This window comes from Rahnella sp. 2050 (assembly GCF_040544515.1).
Classification (GTDB): Bacteria; Pseudomonadota; Gammaproteobacteria; order Enterobacterales; family Enterobacteriaceae; genus Rahnella; species Rahnella aceris.
Genome location: NZ_JBEPKE010000005.1, coordinates 336,953 through 361,261, shown reverse-complemented (window position 1 = coordinate 361,261; position 24,309 = coordinate 336,953). Strand labels below are relative to the sequence as shown.

Sequence of the window (24,309 nt, the reverse complement as noted above, 5' to 3'; positions counted from 1 at the left end):
CCTGACCCCATGCCGAACTCAGAAGTGAAACGCCGTAGCGCCGATGGTAGTGTGGGGTCTCCCCATGCGAGAGTAGGGAACTGCCAGGCATCAAAAAAAGACAAAAGCCCTGCACATTGTGCAGGGCTTTTGTCTTTTTGTTCTACGGATCAGCGATTAAGCACGCAATATTCAAACAAAAGGCCATCCTCAGGATGGCCTTTTCTATTTCTGCGCTCTACTCATCAGTGATTAGAGCTTTGCGAGATCCCGATCCCTGTTTGTGACCGCACAAACTGAGGGTAGAAACGCTCCCTTTCTTTCTGTCCTTCCAGTGAGTTATCTGTAATCGAGAAGAACCAGGTACCGGCAAAAGCAACAATCATCGAGAACAGCGCGGGGTATTCGTAAGGATAAATGGGCTTAGCATGTCCTAAGATCTGGACCCAGATAGTTGGCCCAAGAATCATCAATATGACTGCTGTAAGTAAGCCGAGCCATCCGCCAATCATTGCCCCGCGCGTTGTCAGTTTAGACCAGTACATTGAGAGCAGAATAATGGGGAAATTGCAGCTCGCAGCAATGGAGAACGCTAATCCAACCATGAATGCAATATTCTGTTTTTCAAACAGAATACCCAACGCGATGGCGACGATACCAAGCAGAACAACGGTGATCTTCGAAACCCTTAACTCATCACGTTCTGTTGCTTTACCGTCCTTGATGACGCTCGCATACAGATCATGAGAGACCGCCGAAGCCCCTGCCAGCGTTAAGCCCGCGACCACCGCTAAAATGGTTGCGAAAGCCACGGCAGAGATAAATCCGAGGAAGAAACTTCCACCGACCGCATCCGCTAAATGCACGGCTGCCATATTATTACCGCCGAGTAATATACCGCTGGCATCTTTAAACGCCGGGTTTGAGCTGACCAGAACAATAGCACCGAAACCGATAATGAAGGTCAAAATGTAGAAGTAACCGATAAAGCCAGTAGCATAGAACACGCTTTTCCTGGCTTCTTTGGCATCATTGACGGTGAAGAACCGCATCAGAATATGGGGTAAACCGGCGGTACCGAACATCAGTGCAAGCCCCAGAGACAGAGCGGATATCGGATCTGAAACCAGTCCTCCCGGGCTCATGATTGCAATCCCTTTAGAGTGGACGGCGACCGCCTGAGTAAAGAGGGTATTAAAGTTGAAGCCGACAGATCTCATGACCATAATCGCCATGAATGTCGCACCGGCCAGCAACAGGATAGCTTTGATGATTTGTACCCAGGTCGTCGCCAGCATTCCGCCAAACAACACGTAGAGTACCATCAGGATCCCAACCAGGATCACTGCGACATGATAGTTAAGCCCAAACAATAGCTGGATTAACTTACCGGCACCGACCATTTGTGCGATCAGATAAAGCGCAACAACCACCAGCGAACCGCAGGCTGAAAGCAGCCGGATTGGTTTTTGTTTCAACCGGTATGACGCGACATCTGCGAAGGTATATTTCCCCAAATTACGCAGGCGTTCGGCAATCAGGAACAAAATGATTGGCCAGCCGATCAGGAAACCGATGGAATAGATCAGGCCATCATAACCGGAGGTATAAACCAGTGCGGAGATACCCAGGAAAGAAGCGGCAGACATGAAATCGCCAGCAATTGCCATACCGTTTTGCAGGCCAGTAATGCGGCCGCCAGCTGTATAGTAGTCCTGGCGGGACCGTGTACGCTTTGCTGCCCAATAGGTGATATATAAAGTCGCGCCAACAAACAGCACGAACATTACGATAGCTTCAATATTAAGAGGCTGACGTTTAACTTCCCCGGCGATGCCCTCCGCAGCAAGCAAACTGAACGGGAAGGCGAGGGATAGCATCAGTAAAAGAAGAGAGCCGCGACGTGCGATCATGGCTGCACCTCGCGGATAATATCTGCCGTCAGGCGGTCAAACTCGCCGTTCGCGCGAATGACGTAAATTCCTGTCAGCACGAAGGAAATCACGATCAGCCCCACGCCCACGGGAATGCCGCGGGTGATGGTGGCACCGTCATAGAGAGGTGTTCCCAGCCACTGTGGATCGAACGCAATCAGTAAAATGAAAGCGACATACAGAACCAGCGTGATGCCTGACAGCAGCCAGGCAAAACGACTGCGTTTTTGCACCAGTTCCCTGAAGCGCGGATTACTTACAACTCTCTGATAAATGAGATCATTCATCTCAGTGACTCCTGTGAGGCATTGATAGAGTTCACCGCGCCAGGGCGGTGAAAAATTACGACGGCACTTTCATTGATTGTTTTTCTTCCAGCAATTTATCGACTACGCCCGGATCCGCCAGCGTAGAGGTATCTCCCAGATTGCTTGTGTCTCCGGCTGCAATTTTGCGCAGAATACGACGCATAATTTTGCCGGAACGGGTTTTTGGCAACGAATCAGTCCAGTGAAGAATGTCAGGCGTGGCAATGGACCCTATCTCTTTACGCACCCAGTTGCGTACTTCGGTATAGAGTTCCGGTGACGGTTCTTCGCCGTGATTCAGTGTGATGTAGGCGTAAATAGCCTGACCTTTAATGTTATGCGGAATACCCACAACGGCAGCTTCTGCAATTTTAGGGTGAGAAACTAATGCTGATTCAATTTCAGCCGTCCCAAGGCGATGGCCGGAAATATTGAGCACGTCATCAACACGGCCTGTTATCCAGTAATAACCGTCTTCGTCACGACGCGCACCGTCACCGCTAAAGTACATATTTTTAAACGTGGAGAAATAGGTCTGCTCGAAACGTTCATGGTCACCAAACAGTGTACGCGCCTGACCCGGCCAAGAATCGGTGATGACCAGATTGCCTTCGCATGCTCCTTCCTGAGGAACGCCTTCGTTGTCTACCAGAGCAGGCTGAACACCGAAGAACGGCCGCGTTGCCGAACCCGCTTTCAGCTCAGTGGCACCCGGCAGCGGGGTTATCATGAAACCGCCGGTTTCGGTTTGCCACCAGGTATCGACAATCGGGCACTGGCTGTTACCAATAGTCCTGTAGTACCACTCCCAGGCTTCCGGGTTAATCGGTTCGCCAACTGACCCCATGATCCGCAGTGAAGCACGGCTGGTGCCCTCAATGGCTTTATCCCCTTCAGCCATCAGTGCGCGGATCGCCGTAGGTGCGGTATAGAGGATATTTACCTTGTGTTTATCAATAACCTGCGCCATACGGGCCGGTGTCGGATAATTTGGTACACCTTCAAACATCAGGCTGATGGCTCCGCACGCCAGCGGGCCGTAGAGCAAATAGCTGTGGCCCGTTACCCAGCCGACATCGGCCGTACACCAGTAGATATCGCCATCATGATAGTCAAAGGTGTATTTGAAGGTCAGGGCCGCATAGACCAGATAACCGCCCGTGGTATGCAATACGCCTTTCGGTTTACCCGTGGAGCCGGAGGTATAAAGGATGAAAAGCGGATCTTCTGCTTTCATTTCTTCGGGCGGACAATCTGCAGAAATGCCTTCAATTGCATCATGCCACCAGATGTCACGACCCTCTTTCCATTCCCCCTGTTTGCCGGTGCGTTTGAAAATGATGGAATGTGTGATGCTGGTGACCGACGGGTTTTTCAGCGCATCATCCACATTTTGTTTCAGCGGAATGGTACGTCCGGCGCGCAGACCTTCGTCGGCGGTAATCACCAGTCTGGCATTGGAATCGATAATGCGACCGGCAACAGCTTCCGGGGAGAAACCGGCGAAGATAACGGAATGCACAGCACCGATACGGGCACAGGCCAGCATCGCGACAGCCGCTTCCGGTACCATAGGCATGTAAATAGCGACAACATCCCCTTTCTTAACGCCCAGGCCCTTTAAGACGTTAGCAAACTGACAAACATCATGATGAAGCTGTTTGTAGGTGACATGTTTATTCTCGGCTTTCGGGTCATCACCTTCCCAAATCAGCGCGGTCTGATCGCCTTTGTCGCTTAAATGACGATCCAGACAGTTAGCTGCAAGATTCAGAGTGCCATCCTCAAACCAGCGAATATCGACATTCCCCGGCGCAAATGAAGTGTTTTTCACTTTTGTGAAAGGCTTAATCCAGTCGAGCACTTTGGCCTGTTCACCCCAAAATGCGTCAGGATCTTCGACAGACTGTTGATAATACTGCTGATATTTCTCAGGTGTGATCAGGGTACGCTCTGCTATGGAGGCAGGAATAGGGTGCTTATAAACATGGCTCATGGTTTTTCTCCTTTAATTTGTTAATGATATGTCAATAAAAGGTTGGGTGTAGTTTGCGGTATGCCTTTGTTTGTTTTCTGGGGGACAGATCACGCAAGCGGAGAAAAAACAGCAGGATATATTCATTCGTCATGCGGAGCAGTCCACATAAGTCTGGGAAGTTCAGGAGAGAGTGGGAAAGAGATAAAGTTAAAAAATATGATTCTTAATGTGATTATCTGGTTAAAGAAAGCTTAACTCAGGGTTTGGTGTGGAAATTTTCTTATCTATTACGGAACATTTAATATCAGATATTTTAACCTCTGAGTTAATTTCCTTTCATAAATCGCATGTTTAAAGATTAATCTGAGAGTAAAACTCTTAATATTTGCAATTGGCAAATTATTATAACGTTAAATTTAAAATATCAGTATATTGATCTGGCAAGAGAGGGGTGCTCTCTTCGGTACAGCGAAAAATATCGCTTAATAGCTGCTTAATGCTTAATAGCTACCGTTAAATCTCAAGGACTTATTATGTTTAACGCCAAAAGAAAGACACTGGTTATTGCTTTATCTGCCTGTATTTCTGCATCAGCTTTTGCAGATGATACAACGCCTCCGACAGGAGCTGATCAAGGTTCAGGCCGTATTCATTTCACCGGGACGGTTATTAACGCACCTTGCTCAATTGCCGCAGGTGATGAAGACATTAATGTAAACATGGGGCAGGTCGCGAATAAGGTGCTCGAAAGCGGCAATAAATACTCTCAAAACGTGAATTACACCATTCATTTGCAAGATTGTGACCTGACCGCACAGACGGCGGGCACTGTTCAATATCCGGCTATGTCCAAAGTCGCCGTTTCTTTTGCGGGTACGCCTGACAGCAGCGCCGCTGAACTACTGGCCAACACCGGCAGCGCGAAAGGCGCAGGCATCCGCCTGATTGACGCCAACGGTGACCTGCTGAAAGTGGGAGACACCTCTAAAGATATTAACCTGGTCACAGGGAATAATGAGCTGGTATTCGCCGCACGCGTGGAAGCCAATTCTCAGCCTGTTTCAACCGGTACGATCGTTTCTCAGGCAACTTATGCCCTGAACTACAAATAAATATCGCTGCTATTTAGGGGAGTTTTCTCCCCTTTATTTTTTGGCTGTGCCAGCGCCAGGGATTGGTGTGGATTACTATTTTAGTAAGAAGTGATTTTATTATGTCGTTTGCGATGAATAGAACATCGGCTGAAATCAAGAATGTCCTGTGGTTTATTTTTCTTCTGTCAGGATGCTTTATTTCAGTCAGAAGCTTCGCAGTAGAATTTAACGTTAACTTCATTGATTCTGCCGATCGCAATAATGTCGATCTGTCACGGTTTCAGGTAGCCGATTATATCGCGCCCGGTGAATACCTGCTGGATGTGGTGCTCAATGGCCGCACGTTCGGCGAACAAAGCGTGATTCACTATATTCCCACTGCGGATAAGAAAAATAGCCGCCTGTGTTTACCGCCGGTACTGGTGGATAAATTCGAACTCACTAAAGACGTGCGCGAAAAGCTGACTTTGTGGCATCGCGGTGAATGCACATCTCTCGATCAGCAGCAGGAAGTCACCGCACGTTACGATCAGGAAAAACAAACGCTGAATATCAGCATTCCCCAGGCCTGGCTGACCTTTCACGATCAAAACTGGGTGCCGCCCTCACAGTGGGATGATGGCGTCAACGGTGCATTGCTCGACTACAACCTGCTCGGCAGCCGATACATGCCGCAGTCCGGCGACAGCACCACCAGTTTCAGCAGTTACGGCACCACCGGTTTTAACCTCGGGCCGTGGCGCGCCCGTGCCGATTATCAGTATTCTTCGTCGCGCACGTCCGGCGCGCCCGCCAGTGATAAATTCACCTGGACGCAAACCTATCTGTATCGTGCGCTGCCTTCTGTGGGCGCACGCCTGACCGGCGGGCAGACCTATTTAAGCTCAGATATTTTCGATTCATTCCGTTTTCTCGGTGTTTCACTCAACAGCGATCAGCGCATGTTGCCTCCGTCGCTGCGAGGTTATGCGCCGCAAGTCACCGGCATCGCCAAAACCAATGCCAAAGTGAGTATCAGTCAGAACGGGCGGGTGATTTATCAGACCAACGTGTCACCGGGCCCATTTGTGGTTCAGGATCTGACCGAAGCGGTACAGGGCGCACTGGATGTCAAAATCGAAGAAGAAAACGGCAGCGTGACGACTTATCAGGTGACCACCGCGACCATTCCGTTCCTGACCCGCAAAGGCCAGGTGCGTTTCAAAACCGCAATGGGCAAACCGACCACCGGCAGCAGCAATCACGTCTTGCAGCCGGGTTTTTACAGCGGCGAAATGTCCTGGGGTGCGCTGAATGATTTCTCGCTTTACGGCGGTCTGATCAGCACCACCGGTAACTATCAGGCGCAGGCCATCGGCGTCGGGCAAAACCTGCAAAAACTCGGTGCCGTATCTTTTGATGTCACGCGTTCCTCGGCGACCGTACCGGTGGCAGGGAAACAAACCGGGCTGAGTTACCGCGCCAACTACTCCAAGCGGTTTGACTCGACCGGCAGTCAGATTACGTTTGCCGGATACCGCTTCTCGGAAAAAACGTTTATGTCGTTCAGCCAGTACCTCGACAAGGTGAACGGCGACGGTTATTCCCGCGATGACAAACAAACCTACACCGTGACGGCAAATCAGTACCTGCCGTGGCCGGCGATCACGCTCTATCTCTCTGCTACCCACAAGGTCTACTGGAATGAGAGTGCGAGTAACAATTACAGCGTGTCGGTCAGCAAGGTTTTCGATATCGGCCGCTTTACCGGCATTTCTGCGACGTTTTCCGCCAGCAAGCTGAACTACCGCGATACCGATGAAAATCAGATGTTTCTGTCGCTCAGTTTGCCGTTGTCTTCCGGGCAACAGATCAGCTACGACGCGCAGCAGGATTCGCAAAGTGGTTACTCGCAAACGGCGTCGTATTACAACAGCCAGGATCCGAACAATAGCTGGCGCGTGGGCGCGGGCGGGAGCAGCCCGGATCTGCAAAAAGGTAACGGTGTGTTCCGCGCCAACTATCAGCATATGTCGCCGTACGGTCAGTTCGGTGCGAACGGCAGCGTGAAAAATAACGATTACCGCTCAGTGAATGCCAACTGGTACGGATCGTTTACTGCGACAGCGGCAGGCGCAGCATTGCATCAGAGCAGCGCCGGCAGCGAGCCACGCATGATGGTATCAACCGGCGTGAAAGGCATTCCGATCAGCGACGGTGCGTCAGTGACCAACGATTACGGCATTGCTGTTGTGAATGGTGTGTCCAGCTACCAGACCTCCGATATCCGCGTTGATGTGAATAATTTGCCGGATGACGTGGAAGTTTACAGCTCGGTGGTCAGCAAAACCCTGACGGAAGGCGCAATAGGCTTTCGCAAAATCCGCGCCATTAAAGGTGAACGTCTGATGGCGGTAATACGCCTCGCTGATGGCAGCCACCCGCCGCTGGGCGCCGCCGTTACCGACAACAGTTCCGGGTTTGAAGCGGGCCTGATTGGCGACAGTGGTCTGGCGTACCTGGCCGGAGTATCCGGCGAGAAATCCCTGACTGTTCGCTGGGGAGACGGGCAGCAATGTCAGATCCAGGTGCCACCTCAGCCCGTGACATATTCAGGGCAGGTATTGCTGCCCTGCACTTAATAATTTAAACGCTTTTAACAAAGCAGATCAGGAAAGGAATAATCCGATGAACAGGTATTTTTTGCGTTTTGGGGCAGCATTACTGCTGATGATTGGCATGACTTATCCGGCTTTCGCCGCCGTCAATCTGGACCGGACACGCATCATCTATAACGCCAGTGATAAATCCGTCAGCGTGATGCTGGAAAACCAGAGCAAAGATCTACCGTATCTTGCGCAGGTCTGGCTGGAGAACGCGCAGGGCGAAAAAATCACCTCTCCGCTGGTGGCGTTGCCGCCGATGCAGCGCATTGATGCTGGCCAGAAAAGCCAGATCCGCATTTTGCAGTTACCCGAAACCGCCGGTCTGCCGAAAGATCGCGAATCGCTGTTTTACTTTAACGTGCGTGAAGTGCCGCCAAAAAGTGACATGGCGAACGTGATGCAGGTGGCGATCCAAAGCCGCGTGAAGCTGTTTTTCCGTCCGGTGGAACTCAGGAAGCTGGTGAAAGGTCACTGGCAGGAACAGCTTCAGGTTGCCCGTCTCAGTGATGGGCTAAAACTGACCAATCCGACACCGTTTTATATCACTGTCGGCTATCTGGGCAAAGACAACAAAGGCAATATCCCTGGTTTTGACAGCGTGATGCTCGCACCGTTCGCCAGCGAAAATCTCACCGGCAAGCAGTACGTTAGCCAGCAATATAGTCTGGGTTACATGGATGATTACGGCGGTTTGCAGGTGAACGAGTACAACTGCCAGACACAACAATGTCAGCGCATCAGCAAAGACGCAAAACGCTAAGGAGTGGTGATGGCTGGTATTGACAGATTTCAGGCGGGTCGGATGGTATTTCTCCTGCTGCTGTTGTTTTTTTCCCGCAGTGCACTGGCGCTCGATTGTGTCGAAAAAGGTACCGGTATTGTGGACAAACCGGCTATTCCCGTCGGGCAACTGGCGATCCCGGCGAACGTGCCAGCAGGCACGAAAGTCTGGGAATCCAATGACATCAATGTCACGGCCTATTGCGACAATGTGCTGGGCTCGATCATTGATGTGGTGCATTTCTATTTTAATCCCAAATCACAGTCGATTGGTGAAGGGTTGCTGCTGGGCGTCAGTTACAACGGGCAGGATCTGGAGCAGAACGAACAGCGTCTGAGTACCAACAGTACGCCGATCAAAAAAGGTCAGAATGTGACGGTGAATGTCACGTTCCGTCTGTATATCAAAGTCAGCGGAAATGCGCCTTCCAGCGGACATTATCAGGGGGCCGACCAGTTTACGGTTTTCCAGCTTGACGGCAGCCGCGGGATTAACAAAACGCCGGGCGCAAAAAATCTTAAATACAACCTTTCAGGATTACAGGGGATCCGCTTTCTGGCCTGTGGCTCTGACCTGAAAGTCTATCCTGAGTCTCAGATTGTCGATTTTGGTGCGATTCAAAGTACCACGTTGTCCCGATCGTCCGGCGTTTCACTGCCGTTTGCCATTAAAGCGGTAAAACAAGGGTGCCTTGACAACTTCTCGCTGCAGGCGGAATTTTCCACCGCCAGCCCACTGCTGGACAACACCGCGATTGACCTGTCCAACGGCGCGAAGCTGATGCTCTATAACGACCAGGATAAAGCCATCACTTTCAACCGCTATGATGACTTTGCTGAGCTGAACAATGTGAATGAAGTCACCAAAAACTTTACGGCAAAACTGAGTGCGATCCCGGGGAAAACGCTTTCTCTCGGGCAGTTTGACGCATCCGTGATCGTCAAGATCAACTACTACTGACGACGGCTTAAGGAAAGGAGGAAGGCTATGCTAAGAACGGCAAAATTGCGGGCGCAGGCGCTCGAGGAACCGGTTTATAAGGTCCAGGCACCGGAGCTCATCGCAGAGACTCACATTCATGCCCTGCTGCAAACCCTGCGTGAAGATGCTGGACTGAGTAAGACAGAACTGGCCAGACGGCTGGGCATCACGCCACCAGCGATTACCCGTCTTGAGAAGCGGCCGGCTCAGGCCAGTTTTTGTACCTTGTCGCGTTACGCCCAGGCTTGCGGGTTTCATCTGTACCTCTACTATAAATAAGTGAGTTACTAAATGTATTTGTATTCAAAGACTTTTTTTGAATACACACAATGCAATCGGAGACTGGTTGCTTTCAATCAACAGGGTGCTGTTATCGTATTTCTTCAGTACCAGCGTGTCAGTATGGCCGGTCAGAAAAAAACTGTTTATCAGCAGGAGAGACGAAATCTGCCAGTCCATATTGTCTACACTGTCGATATTAATCTGACTGCTGGTGAGCGAATACGTACTGGAGTTTGTGCTAACGTGAATATAGTCATAATAAATGTTTCTCAGCAATGTTTTCCGTTGAATAACAATCCCATTTTTGTCATACAAATAACCCGTTCCACTGAGTGAAACTAAAATTTTGTGGTTGTCAAGAAAACTGAAGTAGAGTGCGGCCACCAGTTTTGCGGTTTGATTATCATATTGTGCTTCTATGATCATATTTCCACGGCAAGGTATATTAACAGGGAATGCTTCCCGGTTCTTTTGGACGAAAAAACCATACAGGGTAAAGAGTAATATAAATACAGCCGGGATGAACGGGAGGAGGATGCTCTTCTTTCCCTGAAAAATACGTTTTCTATCACTGAACATGCGTGGTCCTGTCATTTGTATAATAGCTTATGCAAATGTTAGCTTTATAATTATCATCGGTAATGCACTGCGCCATAAAATCACGTACTGAGCCAGTATTGATGGGCGAGGTAAAACGCTCACTTTGGAATATGAAAATATCTCCTGGTTTGCAGGTAATATTATTTTTTTGCAGAAATGTCTCGGCCAGTTGAATAAATTCGCGCTTACGGGACGAAATGACGGGCGCGGTTGAATACAAATCACAGGCACCCAGCCTGGCAATTTTCAGCTCTGTTTTCGGATCCTGTAAATCGTTGTACATAATGAAAAATGCCCACACAGTCAAGACTGCCGCCACAAGCAGGCTTATCATAAAGCCAGAGGGGCGATTTTTTATCCTCTTTTCAGGTTGCGTTTTTAGCTGAAGTGATGCTGCCGTCGGCGCGATGATCTCTTCCTTTTGCTCTGTTTCAGTCAGCCGGTTTTCCGGTGTTTTGTTGACCTGCACGTTGTGAACCTGAATTTTCTCCTCAGGAGGTTCATGCATGAGGTAAGGTTCAATAATGATTTCTTTACGGATAGTAAAACCGACCTTGGGCACGGTAACGATAAATTCATCAGGGTAACCCAAAGTGACCACTACTTTGCGTAATTTGCTGACGCAGTGATTAAGATTATTATTACTTGCTATCAGTCCGTAGTCATCCCAAACTTTTTTAAAAAATATTTCACGCTCAACAACGATACCCTGTTGTTCTATTAACAATAATAATATCCTGCGCGCAGGATTAGAAATGGCGATCTTGTTTTCTGAATCACCCGCTAATGAAAGTGTGTTATCTTCAGGGTTGAAGACTATTAGATTTTCAATCAGATAATTCATGTGCATTTCACGCCTCCCTGTTAAGAATATCCTGCCTCCACACATGCTTCATGCAATGAGAACAATGCGCACCCGGCGCGCATTCTTGATTTATATCTCACGCATCAGGTCAGTCAGTATAAACCGTTCTATTTCAAAAACAGATTTCTGTCGTAAATGTTTACAGAGCAGTCGTTCGAAATGTAATGGCGGAAAGCGTGGGGGGAAAAGCATATAAATCACGTACGGATTTTTAGTAGTACGTGATTTTTGATTTATTGCTGCAGATACGGGCCGACAATGTCGATGTGCTGCTGAGAGAAGTCGACAGCAATACGGGCACCCAGAGGAAGCGTTAACATCGGATGGGTATGGCAGCAGTCGAAGCCATCAACCAGCGGAATGTCTTGTCCGTTCAGCACTTCCAGCAGCACATCCGCCGGTTGCCTTCCTGTCCCCGCATTATCGAACAATTCGTGTTTGCCGAGCAGAATAGCGCTCACACGGTCGAAAATTCCGTTCAGTTTCAGCATTGAGAAAGAGCGCTCGATGGTCGCGATATTGTGCAAGCTGTCTTCGATAAACAAAATATCGCCCTGACGGATTTCCGGCATATAAGGGCTGCCCCAGATGCCAGACAACGTATTCAGATTTCCGCCGATGACGCGCCCCTCGATGCGTCCCTTGCCGTGAAAACGGCAGGTATTGGCGTACAACGTTTTCGCCCTGACCGGCGTGACATCATTCCAGTTGAGCTTTTCATCCGTCCAGTGCTGCGGTAAAGCGTAGCGATAAGGCTCAGAGCGGCGGGTCATCAGGATGTCAGCGAAAGACGCGTAGGTTTCATCAACCAGCGGCGGAAATTCGCCAAAAGAAGCCACCAGCGCCGGACCGTAAAAGGTGATCAATCCTGTTTGCGCATAAATCCCGGCCAGCAATGCGGTCGTGTCGGAATACCCGATGATGATTTTCGGATCAGTACGCAGCGCATCGTAATCCAGATAAGGCAGCAGAGAGTTAGTGTTGTTACCGCCAATCGACGACATTACACAACGCACCTGCGGATCACGGATCAACTGATTCAGTTCTTCGGCACGTGCCTGAATGGAGCCGGAGCGATAGTGATCATATTGTCCGGTCATTGTGCCGGCTTTCAGCACAAATCCTTTATCTTCCAGGAATTTCTTCCCGCGCAGATAACGGTTAGGGGCGGTGGCAGTCACCGGTGATGACGCAGAGAAAAAACCAATGGTATCGCCGGTTTTCAATGCAGGGGGGAACAGCGAAAGTTCTGACGAGGGCATTTTACATCCTATAAATCTGCTCAATGTTCAACCTGCAATGTATCAATTCAATTGCAGGTTGAACAGGGGCCTTACAGGATAAACCGGAGGATTAATGACCGGCGGCGATTTCTTCCGCTGGCGCTTTTTTGCCAAACAATTCATTCACTTTGTTCTGGCGTACCAGAATAGCCATTGCAATCACACCGACGACCGCCAGGCCACTTGAGAGGATGAAGGCTGACTGATATCCCCCGCCGTACTGGATTAAAAATCCGGTAATGCTCGGGGATAAAATCCCGGCCAGATTCGCCAGTAAATGCACGAAACCGCCTGCGGTCCCGATACGGTGCGCCGGAACGATATCCTGCAACAATGACCAGCACGCCTGTGGCGTCATATAAGCAAAAACACTGGCGACGGTAATCAGCGCCACGGCGCCTGCGGTGTTGCGGGTATAAGCCGTCATCAGCACACAACCGGCAGCAATAATCAGACCGGCGAAAATCACTGCTTTGCGTGAGAAGAGGAAATTACCGCTACGACGGTAGAGAATATCGGCGACAATCCCGCCGCCAATAAAGCCGGCGGTGGCGCCCAGCCAGGGCAGAATACCGATAATGCTCATGCTCTTAATGTCGAGATGCTGGAAGTCGGTGAGATAGCTTGGCAGCCATGACAGGAAGAAATACTGAATGTAGTTGAAGCAGAAAAAGGCTGCAGCCACCCCCAGCACCGGTTTGGAAAAAACGTAATACCACAAGCTGTGCGCATCATTTTCTCTGGCGCCGTTTGTCACCGGTGTCGCCGGGCGGTCGCTGGCAATCAGACGTTTTTCTTCCTCTGAGACCCGCGGATGCTGTTCTGGCTTATCGCGGAAAAAGGTCATCCATGCCGCCAGCCAGACAAAGCCCAGTGCAGCAATCACCACGAAGGCGATGCGCCAGCCGAAATGCAACCCGACCAGCCCGACAATCGGCGCGGCGATGGCGGCCCCCAGTGGCTGCCCCGCATTGGTGAAGCCGACCGCGCGGCCGACTTCCTTGCGCGGAAACCAGTTGGAAATTGATTTGTTGGTGGTGGTGCCCATCGGGCCTTCGCCGATACCAAACATGACGCGCACGACCAGTAAATGCGCGAAACCGGTGACCAGTGCTGTTGCGCCGCAAAATACGGACCAGAACGCAGCAGCGAAGGCGAAGACTTTTCGCGGGCCAAACTTGTCTGCACTCCACCCGCCAATAAAGCAAAACAGGCAGTAGCCAATAAAGAAGGCGCTGAACAAAATCCCCATCTGGGCATCATTGATATGCAGGTCGCCTTTGATCAGTGGCGCCATCACCGATAACGCCGCGCGGTCGAGATAATTGAGCATGCCGGCAAAGAACAGCAGCAGGGCGATGACCACCCGATAATTGGATTTACGCATGTGCGGCCTCCGCGGTCAGAGAAAGGGTTTTCGAGCTGATGAGGTACTTCTGGATGATGGAAAGTGATGGCTCAAAACCTAGCCCCGGCGTATCCGGCAACAGCATATGCGGTTCAAAATTCAGTTGTGAATAAAGCGTTTCCTGCCACTGAATGTAAGGCACTTCCAGGCTCACGTGGTCGTCGAGCGTAGCGACCAGTTGGGCGGTGGCCATCAGGCCGGCACCGTAATAAAAACAGTGCGGAACAACGCGGATGTGGTATTGCTTCGCCAGCGCAAACACTTTCAGCATGGCGGTGATCCCGCCGACTTTACTGACGCTGGGCTGTGCGACGTCAATCGCGCCGTGTTCGAAATGCTCCACAAAGCCCTGAACGCCTGCTGCATTCTCGCCTGCGGCAATACGGGTTCCTTGTTTTCGCACTTCCGCCAGACCGGCTAAATCATCCGGTGGCCAGACCGGTTCTTCCAGCCATCCCAGATTCAGAGAACGTAAAGCCTGCGCCTGTTCCGAGGCTTCTGCCACGTTCCACGGACAGTTCACATCAACCATCAGTTCAGCATCGGCAGGCAGTATTTCTCTGGCGGCGGCAATGGCCGGATAAGCCGTTTCATGCAATTTTATGGCGCGGAATCCCGCCTGCCAGGTACTCAGCACTTTTGCTGCCACACGTTCCGGATGATTGCCATAACTGACCAGGCTGGCGTAAACCCCGATTTTCTGACGTTTCGCCCCCAGCAATTGCCAAAGCGGCTGCTTCCATGCTTTCGCCAGCAAATCCCATAGCGCAATATCCACAGCTGAAAGGGCAAACATCACGGGACCGGTGCGCCCGAAAGCATGAAAGTTCACCTCGGCCTGCTGCATCAGTGCAGCAATTTCCTCAGGACTTTCCGGGCAGGTTTGGCCGAGAAAAAATCGCCCGACTAAACCGTTCATCGCGGTTTCGGTGAGCGGATTACAAAGATGACCGAAACCTTCCCCCCAGCCGTGTAAGCCGCTGTCGGTCGTGATTTTGATCAGTAATGTTTCCATTCTGGTGAGTTCGGGAGATGCCGCGTTATAGGCATCCGCCTGTATCTCTGGTGTTTTATCCCTGTCGCTGCTGAATGGAATCGCAACGCGCAATACCTCAATTTTGGTTATTTTCATGAGACATTCCTGTTTTATAGGGCCTTGAGGAAACTTATCAGGCTAAGGAATCAGTCTAAAACGCAGGGATATGACCGTTAACGGACGTTGGCCTAACTTTTAAGCAGAATTGAACGGGAGTTTTGTGCAAATGAATGAAGGGATGAGAAGTGAATCACGAAAGGGTAAATACGTAAGATTTAAAAAGCAAAAAACCCGCCATAGGCGGGTTTCTTTAAATATGGTGCCCGGACTCGGAATCGAACCAAGGACACAGGGATTTTCAATCCCTTGCTCTACCGACTGAGCTATCCGGGCAACGGGGCGCATTAAACCGTATTGGGCCTGAGCCGTCAACGGGTTTGTTATCTAAAATACATAAAAGCCGTTTGTTTGCTGCCTTTTCATTCAAAAAGGATGAAATCGCCGGGCAGCAATGGGGGGAAGTCAGGAAAGTGCACCATGTTCACGGCAGCGGGCGATGTTCAGCACATCCTCTGCCAGACGGCGTGCGACTTCCACATCGTTCAGTTGGCGTTTAACGAGCAGTTTACTCAGGCAGCCTTCGAGGATCAGTTCCATCTGCTGAGCGACCATTTCCGGGTCATCCGAGCCCATTTCCTGCAAAAGCGACAAGGTGTAGTCGTAGGAGGCCCGTTTCTGCTGTTGAGCTAGCTGATGAATGGGCGCCTCGCTGTCAGGGAAAAACGTGCAAGCTGCGATAAACAGACATCCAGGATAGCGCTGCTGCCGCACCTGCTCATCCAGCACTTTATAGCGCGCCAGCAATTTCTGTGGCGCCGAAAGAGACTCATCCAGCATCAGCTGACGACGCCAGATATCAATCTGTTCGCCGTGATAACGCAGACTGTCATACAGCAGGGCTTCGGCATCCGGCCAGAAACGGCGTAATTCACTGAGCGGGACATCGACCAGTTCGGCGACCGTTTCCAGTGACAATGTTGCAAGGCCACGTTGTTCCAGGAAATTAAGGGTTTTATCGAGAACTTGTTCACGTAGCACGTTTGCCTCCTCACAATTCGCGTACTTCAAAGTGTAGTGTCGTTTAAGGGTGAGTTTTCTGCAAATGCGCGCTGAACTCCGCTGCATCCATAAAACCCGTCACCCGTGACTGTGGCAACTCATGACCATCAGGCCCGAAGAACAAAATTGTCGGCAGGCCCAGAACATTCAGACGTTCTAATAACGCTTTCTGCTCAGGGGAATTCTGGGTGACATCTGCCTGCAGCAATAAGGTATCCGTCAGTTCATTCTGCACGTCTGGCGCTGAGAAGGTATATTTTTCGAACTCTTTACACGCCACGCACCAGTCAGCGTACAAATCCAGCATAACGCGTTTGCCCTGCGCGCCCTGCAGGGCAGCGTTCAGTTCACCGACATTATGGATTTTCTGGAAATTAAGTGCGTGTACCTGTGTTGTCGTGTTAGCGGCTGGCGCAAATGCCCAGTCCTGCAAAGGACGGCTGACGATCAGCGCCGCGGCCAGGAAAAGTAATTGCAGCGTCCGCACCATGCCGCGCTGGCTTTTCAGGCTGAGCAGGAATGCCCAGCCGAAGAACGCCATGCCGAGCAGGCTCCATAAACGCAGCCCCCAGATATCGCCAATCACACGTTCGAGTAAAAATACCGGCAGTGCCAGAATGACAAAGCCAAATCCTTCTTTGACGTATTGCATCCACGGCCCGCTGCGGGGCAGTAATTTGTTGCCGAACATCGTCACAATAATCAGCGGAATGCCCATCCCCAGCGCATACAGATACAGCGTGCCAGCCCCCGCCAGCAGATTCCCGCTCTGGGCGATATACAGCAGGATCGCGCTGAGCGGCGCGGTGGTGCAGGGCGAACAAATCAACCCGGCCAGTGCGCCCATAATAAAGACGCCGGGCAGCGAGCCGCCTTTTTGCTCGTTACTCCATAAAGCCAGCCGGGTCTGGACGGCAGAAGGCAGTTGCAGGCTGAACGTGCCAAACATCGACAGCGCCAGAACAATGAACATCACCGAAAGCACAATCAGTACCCACGGACTTTGCAACGCCGCCTGGAACTGCAAACCTGCCGCAGCGACCACCATACCAAGCAGTGTGTAAGTCAGCGCCATGCCCTGCACGTAAACCAGCGCCAGCAGGAAAATTCGCTTCATGCTGTGAGGGCGCTGGCACCCGAGAATAATGCCGGAAATCAGCGGATACATCGGCAGTACGCAAGGCGTAAAGGCAATACCGATGCCGATCAGCAAGGCCCACAGCGGAGAAAATGGTAGTGGTGTGGATAGCTTTTCAGGCGTCGCGATAACCGGTGCGGATGCTGTATCAGTAGCGGGCGTGCTGACACGCGTCGGTTCCGTGACGGCACTCAGCGGTACGTCACGAGTTTCCGGCGGATAGCAGAATCCTGCGGCGGCACATCCCTGATAGGTCACACGAACGGTTGCATCCGCGCTGGCCTGGCGGAGAGGGATCGTCAGATGCAGGGCATTCTCATAAACTTCGCTGTCACCGAAAAACTCATCATGATGATCACGGCCTTTGGGCATCAAAAACGCCGCGAGCTGAGCATTCTTCGGTTCCAGCTCAATCTTGCTGCGATATAAATAATAGCCGTCACGGATTTGCCAGTTCAGTTTGAGGTCGTGACCTTGCTGCTGGAAATCAAAACTGAATGCCTGATCGACGGGGACAAACTGTGGCGCGGCGGGTTTGCCAAATAAAGAGGCATTCGCCTGAAACGGCAAAAGACTCAGGCTGCACAGCAGGAAGAAAATTCGAAGAATGCGGTGATCCATGCGGAGTAAAGTTCTCTTTGTCGCGGCAGATGAACAGCCACTGAGTGAATCGACAGAAGATGCGCACGGCGTCATGCCATAGCGCGTTAATGAATTGTGAGTATACCCTGAGCAATCCCTGAGCAGAAAGCCCCGAGTGCTTAACGGGGGCCGCAGCCCCCGGAAAACTGTCAGAGAATAATACTGCCGAAACCAAATCCAAAAACTACAGACAGGAACACGCCAATCGTGCCGGGAATAAAGAATGGATGGTTGAAGACGAAGCGCCCGATGCGGGTAGTGCCGGTGTCATCCATCTGCACAGCGGCAACCAGCGTCGGATACGTCGGCAGAATGAATAAACCGGAAACAGCGGCAAAAGAACCCACGGCGGTCAGCGGCGATACGCTCAGTGCCAGCGCCATTGGCAGCAGGGCTTTGGTCGTGGCGGCCTGCGAATACAACAGCGCAGAGCTGAAGAAGAAAATCACTGCCAGCAGCCACGGATGCGCCTGGATCAGGCCACCCGCGGTTTCTTTGATCCAGCCGAGATTGGCCTGCACAAAAGTGTCACCCAGCCAGGCCACGCCGAGGATACAAATACAGGCGCTCATGCCGGATTTGAACGTGCTGGAGGTCAGAATGGCGTCGGTATCAATGCTGCACAGCAAGGTGATTAACGTGGCGACACTGAGCATGATAATCAGGATGGCGCTGTTGGTGGTCATCACCGGTTGTGCGACCCAACCCAGGCTCGGGCTGTTAATAACCGCATAAGCGACCACCGTCAGTACGCCGAGCAGGAACAGCAACACCGAGAGTTTGGCGCCGCGTTTGATTTCCAGCACTTTATCGCCACGCAGTTGGATCAAACCTTCTTCATACCGTTTGAGATAAACCGGGTCATTGGAAAGCTTTGCGTCAAAGCACCAGCTGACAATCAGCGACATCAGGATCACTGCAGCCAGTGTGGACGGGATCATCACCATCAGCAGATGAAGATAACTGACGCCGTGGCCTTCCATGGTGGATGCCATGTACACCACTGCGGCAGAAATCGGTGAGGCGGTAATGGCTATCTGCGCAGCAACCACGGCGGTGGAAAGCGGGCGGCAGGGTTTAATCCCTTGCTCTTTAGCGACTTCAGAAATAACCGGTAATGCCGACAGTGAAATGTTGCCGGTGCCCGCCATAATCGTCAGGAAATAGGTGACGATGGGCGCGAGGAGGGTGATGTGTTTGGGATTACGGCGCAGCAGCTTTTCAGTTTGTTGCACCAGATAATCCATCCCGCCTGCTACCTGCATGGTCGAGATCGCGGCGATCACCGCCATGATGATAGAGATTACGTCGAAAGGGATAGTTCCCGGTTTAACGCCTATCAGGGCGAGCACCAGAACGCCAAGCCCGCCCGCGAAACCAATGCCGATGCCGCCTAAGCGCGCGCCGAGGAAAATTGCCGCCAGTACAATAATAAATTCGATAATTAACATGGTTGTCCGTCCATATTCCCAGCACTCCTTAAGGAATTGATAATTAATTGTTGTGTAATTGTTGTGTTGTACAAAGTAAAAAGGCCCGCTGTTCTGCAGAACAACGAGCCTTTAAAAGGTCAGTATTTGAGTCTGTTACTGTTCATTTTCATCGGTATAGCGTTTTGCTTTGTAAGCCGGATGTTTCAGGTTTTCGATGGAGAAAATGTCGTCCAGCTCCGCCTCAGTCAGCAGGCCGCGCTCGAGCACCACTTCCCTGACACTCTTACCGGTTTCAGCACAAATCTTGCCGACGATATCGCCATTGTGGTGGCCGATGAACGGGTTAAGGTAGGTGACGATGCCGATAGAGTTGAAAACGTAGAACTCACATACTTCTTTGTTCGCTGTAATGCCGTTGATGCATTTTTCGAGCAGATTGTAGCAGGCGTTAGTCAGGATATGCACTGACTCAAACATCGCCTGACCAATTACCGGTTCCATGACGTTCAGTTGAAGCTGGCCCGCTTCTGCCGCCATCGTCACGCAGACGTCGTTACCGATGACTTTGAAGCACACCTGGTTCACGACTTCCGGGATAACCGGGTTCACTTTGGCTGGCATGATAGAAGAACCCGCCTGTAATTCCGGCAGGTTGATTTCATTCAGGCCAGCGCGAGGACCGGAAGAGAGCAGACGCAGGTCGTTACAGATTTTAGAAAGCTTCACGGCCAGACGTTTCAGCGAGCTGTGAACCATCACGTATGCGCCACAGTCGGACGTTGCTTCAATCAGGTCTTCAGCGGGTACACAGGCCAGATTGCTGACTTCTGCAAGTTTTTCTACCGCCAGTTGCTGATAACCTTCCGGCGTATTCAGGCGGGTACCGATTGCTGTCGCCCCGAGGTTCACTTCCAGCAGTAATTCGCCGGTACGCAACAGATTGCGGGTTTCCTCTTTGAGCAACACGTTGAACGCGTGGAATTCCTGACCGAGCGTCATCGGAACGGCGTCCTGCAACTGTGTACGGCCCATCTTGATGATGTTTTCGAATTCCTTCGCTTTACGCTCAAAACCGTCGCCCAGCTGGGAAATAGCATCAACCAGTTTCAGCAAGGACGCGTACACGGCGATACGAAAACCAGTAGGGTAGGCATCATTGGTGGACTGGCATTTGTTCAGATGATCATTTGGATTGAGGAACTGGTAATCGCCTTTCTGGTGTCCCATCAGTTCCAGACCGATGTTCGCCAGCACTTCATTCGTGTTCATATTTACCGAGGTTCCCGCACCGCCCTGATAGACGTCGATAGGGAACTGGTCCATGCATTTGCCTTTATCAAGCACTTCGTCGCACGCCTGAATAATGATATCCGCAATGTGACGTGGAATGGTGCGCAGCTCTTTGTTAGCAAGAGCTGCCGCCTTTTTCACCATCACCATGCCGCGAACAAACTCAGGAACATCACTGATCTTGGTGTTGCTGATATAGAAGTTTTCAATCGCCCGCAGGGTGTGAATGCCGTAATAAGCTTCTGCCGGTACTTCGCGCGTGCCCAGCAGGTCTTCCTCGATACGAATGGTGTTTGACATGAGAACCTTCTCTTCGGTACTGAATGCGTTATGCGATGTTTAAAATTATGTTACTGGCCGTAGTAAATTTAAAACGATCAACCGTTGTTTGAGCAACGGAGGCGATCATATGCTGCTTCAGACGAATTGCACGTACTAAGATCACTATCCTGCCCTATTATCGTGCATGTTTTTAGTATCTGTGAGAATTCTCACAATTCATTTACCTGCTCAATTAAATCAGGTCTGGTGGTTGAAATCATGATGAGTGATCACCATCTCAGTGTAGTCAGCCTGCATTTCTTTGATAGCGAAGATCTCAAGCAGGCACTTATTCAGGGTTTGGAATGCCGCTGCGACAGCGCTTCCGGAGCCAAATTACAAGGAGAATGCGGTGCGCTGGTTACCGTTATTACTGTTATTCCTGCTGGCTTACATTGAAATCACCTTATTTATCAAGGTGGCTGCGGTGGTTGGCGTGGCAACAACGTTATTGCTGGTTGTTTTCACCTCTTGCGTAGGTGTCTCTCTGGTGAAGAATCAGGGCATGAAGACGTTTATGCAGTTGCAGCAAAAACTGGCGGTTGGGGAAAGCCCGGCAGCCGAGATGGTTAAAAGTGTTTCGCTGGTGATCGCCGGATTCCTGCTGCTGGTACCGGGCTTCTTTACTGATTTCCTCGGTTTGCTGCTTTTGCTGCCACCCATCCAGAAACGACTGACGCTAAAACTGATGCCGCATTTGAACATTGTGCGTTCCGGCGGTAACTGGGGGAGCAGCGCGCCAACGGGGAATACCTTTGATGGCGAGTTCCAGCGGACGGATGAAACGCAGGAACGTCTGGTTACACCTAAAAAAGATGACGACACAGAGCACCGCGATCGCTAATCTCTGTGGCCTCAATTGTTAAAAGATTGTTGGGAAGCACTGCGAAGGTCGATTTTCGTCAACAGAGCAGCGAAAGAAAAAGAGAAAATTTTTCTGTTCTTCCCCTTGAAGGGCTGCGTATCGCCCCCATTAAACAAACCACGAGGCCGGGCAGGACTTTGCCAGGCATTCAACCCTAAAAATAGATATGGACCCGCTCACAGGAGAGTTATCAATGAAAATTCGTCCATTGCATGACCGCGTTATCGTCAAGCGTAAAGAAGTAGAATCTAAATCCGCTGGCGGCATCGTTCTGACTGGCTCCGCTGCCGGTAAATCTACCCGTGGCGAAATCCTGGCTGTCGGCCATGGTCGCATTCTGGAAAATGGTGAAGTTAAAGCGCTGGACGTGAAAGTTGGCGACATCGTCATTTTCAACGACGGTTACGGCGTGAAAGCTGAGAAGATCGACAATGAAGAAGTGTTGATCATGTCTGAGAGTGACATTCTGGCAATCGTAGAAGCCTGATTGTCCCCCGATCCACTTTTTTCTGAACAGAACGAATTTAAGGGAAATTAACAATGGCAGCTAAAGAAGTAAAATTCGGTAACGACGCCCGTGTGAAAATGCTGCGTGGCGTAAACATCCTTGCTGATGCAGTAAAAGTGACCCTGGGCCCTAAAGGCCGTAACGTGGTTTTGGACAAATCTTTCGGCGCACCAACCATCACTAAAGACGGCGTGTCCGTTGCACGTGAAATCGAACTGGAAGACAAGTTCGAAAACATGGGCGCACAGATGGTGAAAGAAGTCGCGTCCAAAGCGAACGATGCCGCGGGTGACGGTACCACTACCGCAACCGTTCTGGCTCAAGCCATCATCACTGAAGGCCTGAAAGCTGTTGCCGCGGGCATGAACCCGATGGATCTGAAACGTGGTATCGACAAAGCTGTCGTTGCTGCGGTTGAAGAACTGAAAAAATTATCTGTCCCTTGCTCTGACTCTAAAGCCATTGCACAGGTTGGTACCATCTCTGCTAACTCCGATGAAACTGTCGGTAAACTGATCGCTGAAGCGATGGAAAAAGTGGGCAAAGAAGGCGTCATCACTGTTGAAGAAGGCACTGGCCTGCAAGATGAGCTGGACGTTGTTGAAGGTATGCAGTTCGACCGTGGTTATCTGTCTCCTTACTTCATCAACAAACCAGAAACCGGTTCAATCGAACTGGAAAGCCCGTTCATCCTGCTGGCTGACAAGAAAATTTCTAACATCCGCGAAATGCTGCCAGTACTGGAAGCCGTTGCGAAAGCCGGTAAACCACTGCTGATCATTGCTGAAGACGTTGAAGGCGAAGCCCTGGCGACTCTGGTTGTGAATACCATGCGTGGCATCGTGAAAGTGGCTGCGGTTAAAGCACCAGGCTTCGGCGACCGTCGTAAAGCTATGCTGCAGGACATCGCAACCCTGACTGGCGGTACCGTTATCTCTGAAGAGATCGGTCTGGAACTGGAAAAAGCCACTCTGGAAGATATGGGTCAGGCTAAACGTGTTGTTATCAACAAAGACACCACCATCATCATCGATGGCGTTGGCGAAGAAGCAACCATCCAGGGCCGTGTTTCTCAGATCCGTCAGCAGATTGAAGAAGCGACTTCTGATTATGACCGTGAAAAACTGCAAGAGCGTGTGGCTAAACTGGCAGGCGGCGTAGCCGTTCTGAAAGTGGGCGCAGCGACTGAAGTTGAAATGAAAGAGAAGAAAGCTCGCGTTGAAGATGCCCTGCACGCAACCCGTGCTGCGGTAGAAGAAGGCGTGGTTGCTGGTGGTGGCGTGGCGCTGGTTCGCGTTGCTCACACTCTGGCTAACCTGACCGGCGACAACGACGACCAGAACGTGGGTATCCGCGTTGCTCTGCGCGCAATGGAATCTCCACTGCGTCAGATCGTTGTGAACGCTGGCGAAGAAGCCTCTGTTATCGCAAACAAAGTGAAAGCGGGCGAAGGCAGCTTCGGCTACAACGCTTACACCGAAGAATACGGCGACATGATCGCAATGGGTATCCTTGATCCAACTAAAGTCACCCGTTCTGCTCTGCAGTACGCGTCTTCTGTAGCTGGCCTGATGATCACCACTGAGTGCATGATCACCGACCTGCCTAAAGACGATAAAGTCGATATGGGCGGCGCTGGCGGTATGGGTGGAATGGGCGGCATGGGCGGCATGATGTAATCATCATCCCCCTGCGTTCATCCGCAGGTACGTAAAATCAGCGGGCTTTTTTGCTCACTGAGGCAACGTACTGAAGAAACCCGGTCTGTAAAGGCCGGGTTTTTTTATTTGACCCTTTTTTATCAGGTTCAGTAAGATAA

The 24,309-nt window shown here is 51.0% G+C and carries 20 protein-coding genes, 1 tRNA gene and 1 rRNA gene; 9 read left to right on the top strand and 13 right to left on the bottom strand.

Annotation, left to right across the window (positions count from 1 at the left end):
* Positions 1 to 89 (top strand): 5S ribosomal RNA (rrf, locus tag ABIC79_RS19740); the annotation flags it as partial.
* Between the two features lie 135 nt (positions 90 to 224).
* On the opposite strand, the gene actP is transcribed toward rrf, so the two are convergent.
* From actP to acs, 3 genes are read right to left on the bottom strand one after another with little or no spacing between them, the layout of a single operon-like run.
* Positions 225 to 1,859 carry a cation/acetate symporter ActP gene (gene actP, locus ABIC79_RS19735; protein WP_370447459.1) on the bottom strand — a complete coding sequence of 545 codons (1,635 nt, stop codon included), beginning with the start codon at positions 1,857 to 1,859 and terminating at the stop codon, positions 225 to 227.
* Positions 1,860 to 1,888: 29 nt separating this feature from the next.
* Positions 1,889 to 2,200, bottom strand: coding sequence for a DUF485 domain-containing protein (locus ABIC79_RS19730; RefSeq protein WP_013573722.1), 312 nt, complete (start codon positions 2,198 to 2,200; stop codon positions 1,889 to 1,891).
* 55 nt (positions 2,201 to 2,255) lie between these two features.
* The gene (acs, locus tag ABIC79_RS19725; protein ID WP_037034316.1) at positions 2,256 to 4,217 is read right to left on the bottom strand and encodes an acetate--CoA ligase; all 1,962 of its coding nucleotides are present in this window, start codon (positions 4,215 to 4,217) and stop codon (positions 2,256 to 2,258) included.
* Positions 4,218 to 4,732: 515 nt separating this feature from the next.
* Here acs and ABIC79_RS19720 point away from each other — a divergent pair.
* The 5 genes from ABIC79_RS19720 to ABIC79_RS19700 all read left to right on the top strand — a co-directional run bounded on the left by ABIC79_RS19720 (position 4,733) and on the right by ABIC79_RS19700 (position 9,979).
* The gene (locus ABIC79_RS19720) at positions 4,733 to 5,311 is read left to right on the top strand and encodes a fimbrial protein (RefSeq protein WP_014411543.1); all 579 of its coding nucleotides are present in this window, start codon (positions 4,733 to 4,735) and stop codon (positions 5,309 to 5,311) included.
* A gap of 101 nt (positions 5,312 to 5,412) precedes the next feature.
* Entirely contained in the window at positions 5,413 to 7,914 is a 2,502-nt protein-coding gene (locus ABIC79_RS19715) for a fimbria/pilus outer membrane usher protein (RefSeq protein ID WP_121020164.1), read from the top strand.
* Between the two features lie 46 nt (positions 7,915 to 7,960).
* Positions 7,961 to 8,698 carry a fimbrial biogenesis chaperone gene (locus ABIC79_RS19710; RefSeq protein ID WP_121020163.1) on the top strand — a complete coding sequence of 246 codons (738 nt, stop codon included), beginning with the start codon at positions 7,961 to 7,963 and terminating at the stop codon, positions 8,696 to 8,698.
* 9 nt (positions 8,699 to 8,707) lie between these two features.
* Positions 8,708 to 9,679, top strand: a complete 972-nt coding sequence (locus ABIC79_RS19705; protein ID WP_013573727.1) for a fimbrial protein — start codon at positions 8,708 to 8,710, stop codon at positions 9,677 to 9,679.
* A 27-nt stretch (positions 9,680 to 9,706) separates the two neighbouring features.
* A complete protein-coding gene (locus tag ABIC79_RS19700; RefSeq protein ID WP_013573728.1) occupies positions 9,707 to 9,979 on the top strand; it encodes a helix-turn-helix domain-containing protein in 273 nt (90 codons plus the stop codon).
* A 24-nt stretch (positions 9,980 to 10,003) separates the two neighbouring features.
* On the opposite strand, the gene ABIC79_RS19695 is transcribed toward ABIC79_RS19700, so the two are convergent.
* From ABIC79_RS19695 to aspA, 10 genes are all read right to left on the bottom strand, one after another.
* Positions 10,004 to 10,561, bottom strand: a complete 558-nt coding sequence (locus ABIC79_RS19695) for a FidL-like protein (protein WP_013573729.1) — start codon at positions 10,559 to 10,561, stop codon at positions 10,004 to 10,006.
* Positions 10,551 to 11,426 (bottom strand): winged helix-turn-helix domain-containing protein, encoded by an 876-nt coding sequence (locus ABIC79_RS19690; RefSeq protein WP_228389038.1) that lies wholly within the window; start codon positions 11,424 to 11,426, stop codon positions 10,551 to 10,553. The genes ABIC79_RS19695 and ABIC79_RS19690 overlap by 11 nt, the downstream gene beginning before the upstream one ends.
* Before the next feature lie 254 nt (positions 11,427 to 11,680).
* Positions 11,681 to 12,709: a S66 family peptidase gene (locus tag ABIC79_RS19685; protein WP_013573731.1), complete on the bottom strand. Its 1,029-nt coding sequence runs from the start codon at positions 12,707 to 12,709 to the stop codon at positions 11,681 to 11,683.
* Positions 12,710 to 12,800: 91 nt separating this feature from the next.
* Entirely contained in the window at positions 12,801 to 14,117 is a 1,317-nt protein-coding gene (locus ABIC79_RS19680) for an MFS transporter (RefSeq protein ID WP_014411548.1), read from the bottom strand.
* Entirely contained in the window at positions 14,110 to 15,270 is a 1,161-nt protein-coding gene (locus ABIC79_RS19675; RefSeq protein ID WP_354568225.1) for a mandelate racemase/muconate lactonizing enzyme family protein, read from the bottom strand. The genes ABIC79_RS19680 and ABIC79_RS19675 overlap by 8 nt, the downstream gene beginning before the upstream one ends.
* 221 nt (positions 15,271 to 15,491) lie before the next feature.
* A tRNA-Phe gene (locus ABIC79_RS19670) sits at positions 15,492 to 15,567 on the bottom strand.
* 129 nt (positions 15,568 to 15,696) lie between these two features.
* The gene (dicD, locus tag ABIC79_RS19665; protein WP_014411550.1) at positions 15,697 to 16,272 is read right to left on the bottom strand and encodes a division control transcriptional repressor DicD; all 576 of its coding nucleotides are present in this window, start codon (positions 16,270 to 16,272) and stop codon (positions 15,697 to 15,699) included.
* Between the two features lie 43 nt (positions 16,273 to 16,315).
* The gene (locus tag ABIC79_RS19660) at positions 16,316 to 18,052 is read right to left on the bottom strand and encodes a protein-disulfide reductase DsbD (RefSeq protein ID WP_126124599.1); all 1,737 of its coding nucleotides are present in this window, start codon (positions 18,050 to 18,052) and stop codon (positions 16,316 to 16,318) included.
* Between the two features lie 170 nt (positions 18,053 to 18,222).
* Entirely contained in the window at positions 18,223 to 19,524 is a 1,302-nt protein-coding gene (locus tag ABIC79_RS19655) for an anaerobic C4-dicarboxylate transporter (protein WP_014411551.1), read from the bottom strand.
* A gap of 135 nt (positions 19,525 to 19,659) precedes the next feature.
* Entirely contained in the window at positions 19,660 to 21,096 is a 1,437-nt protein-coding gene (gene aspA / locus ABIC79_RS19650; protein WP_013573737.1) for an aspartate ammonia-lyase, read from the bottom strand.
* Between the two features lie 373 nt (positions 21,097 to 21,469).
* On the opposite strand from aspA, the gene ABIC79_RS19645 reads away from it, so the two are divergent.
* The 3 genes from ABIC79_RS19645 (at position 21,470) to groL (ending at position 24,169) form a co-directional block, all read left to right on the top strand.
* Complete coding sequence (locus ABIC79_RS19645; RefSeq protein WP_013573738.1) at positions 21,470 to 21,961, top strand: FxsA family protein; 492 nt, start codon at positions 21,470 to 21,472, stop codon at positions 21,959 to 21,961.
* A gap of 214 nt (positions 21,962 to 22,175) precedes the next feature.
* A complete protein-coding gene (locus tag ABIC79_RS19640; RefSeq protein WP_009636718.1) occupies positions 22,176 to 22,469 on the top strand; it encodes a co-chaperone GroES in 294 nt (97 codons plus the stop codon).
* A gap of 53 nt (positions 22,470 to 22,522) precedes the next feature.
* Complete coding sequence (groL, locus tag ABIC79_RS19635; protein WP_013573739.1) at positions 22,523 to 24,169, top strand: chaperonin GroEL; 1,647 nt, start codon at positions 22,523 to 22,525, stop codon at positions 24,167 to 24,169.
* The last annotated feature ends 140 nt before the right edge of the window (positions 24,170 to 24,309 follow it).

Bases quoted from the DNA above. Each gene is read 5' to 3' on its own strand.
- actP (WP_370447459.1), bottom strand. From the start codon at position 1,859: ATGCTATCCCTCGCCTTCCCGTTCAGTTTGCTTGCTGCGGAGGGCATC.
- ABIC79_RS19730 (WP_013573722.1), bottom strand. From the start codon at position 2,200: ATGAATGATCTCATTTATCAGAGAGTTGTAAGTAATCCGCGCTTCAGG.
- acs (WP_037034316.1), bottom strand. From the start codon at position 4,217: ATGAGCCATGTTTATAAGCACCCTATTCCTGCCTCCATAGCAGAGCGT.
- ABIC79_RS19720 (WP_014411543.1), top strand. From the start codon at position 4,733: ATGTTTAACGCCAAAAGAAAGACACTGGTTATTGCTTTATCTGCCTGT.
- ABIC79_RS19715 (WP_121020164.1), top strand. From the start codon at position 5,413: ATGTCGTTTGCGATGAATAGAACATCGGCTGAAATCAAGAATGTCCTG.
- ABIC79_RS19710 (WP_121020163.1), top strand. From the start codon at position 7,961: ATGAACAGGTATTTTTTGCGTTTTGGGGCAGCATTACTGCTGATGATT.
- ABIC79_RS19705 (WP_013573727.1), top strand. From the start codon at position 8,708: ATGGCTGGTATTGACAGATTTCAGGCGGGTCGGATGGTATTTCTCCTG.
- ABIC79_RS19700 (WP_013573728.1), top strand. From the start codon at position 9,707: ATGCTAAGAACGGCAAAATTGCGGGCGCAGGCGCTCGAGGAACCGGTT.
- ABIC79_RS19695 (WP_013573729.1), bottom strand. From the start codon at position 10,561: ATGTTCAGTGATAGAAAACGTATTTTTCAGGGAAAGAAGAGCATCCTC.
- ABIC79_RS19690 (WP_228389038.1), bottom strand. From the start codon at position 11,426: ATGAATTATCTGATTGAAAATCTAATAGTCTTCAACCCTGAAGATAAC.
- ABIC79_RS19685 (WP_013573731.1), bottom strand. From the start codon at position 12,709: ATGCCCTCGTCAGAACTTTCGCTGTTCCCCCCTGCATTGAAAACCGGC.
- ABIC79_RS19680 (WP_014411548.1), bottom strand. From the start codon at position 14,117: ATGCGTAAATCCAATTATCGGGTGGTCATCGCCCTGCTGCTGTTCTTT.
- ABIC79_RS19675 (WP_354568225.1), bottom strand. From the start codon at position 15,270: ATGAAAATAACCAAAATTGAGGTATTGCGCGTTGCGATTCCATTCAGC.
- ABIC79_RS19660 (WP_126124599.1), bottom strand. From the start codon at position 18,052: ATGGATCACCGCATTCTTCGAATTTTCTTCCTGCTGTGCAGCCTGAGT.
- ABIC79_RS19655 (WP_014411551.1), bottom strand. From the start codon at position 19,524: ATGTTAATTATCGAATTTATTATTGTACTGGCGGCAATTTTCCTCGGC.
- aspA (WP_013573737.1), bottom strand. From the start codon at position 21,096: ATGTCAAACACCATTCGTATCGAGGAAGACCTGCTGGGCACGCGCGAA.
- ABIC79_RS19640 (WP_009636718.1), top strand. From the start codon at position 22,176: ATGAAAATTCGTCCATTGCATGACCGCGTTATCGTCAAGCGTAAAGAA.
- groL (WP_013573739.1), top strand. From the start codon at position 22,523: ATGGCAGCTAAAGAAGTAAAATTCGGTAACGACGCCCGTGTGAAAATG.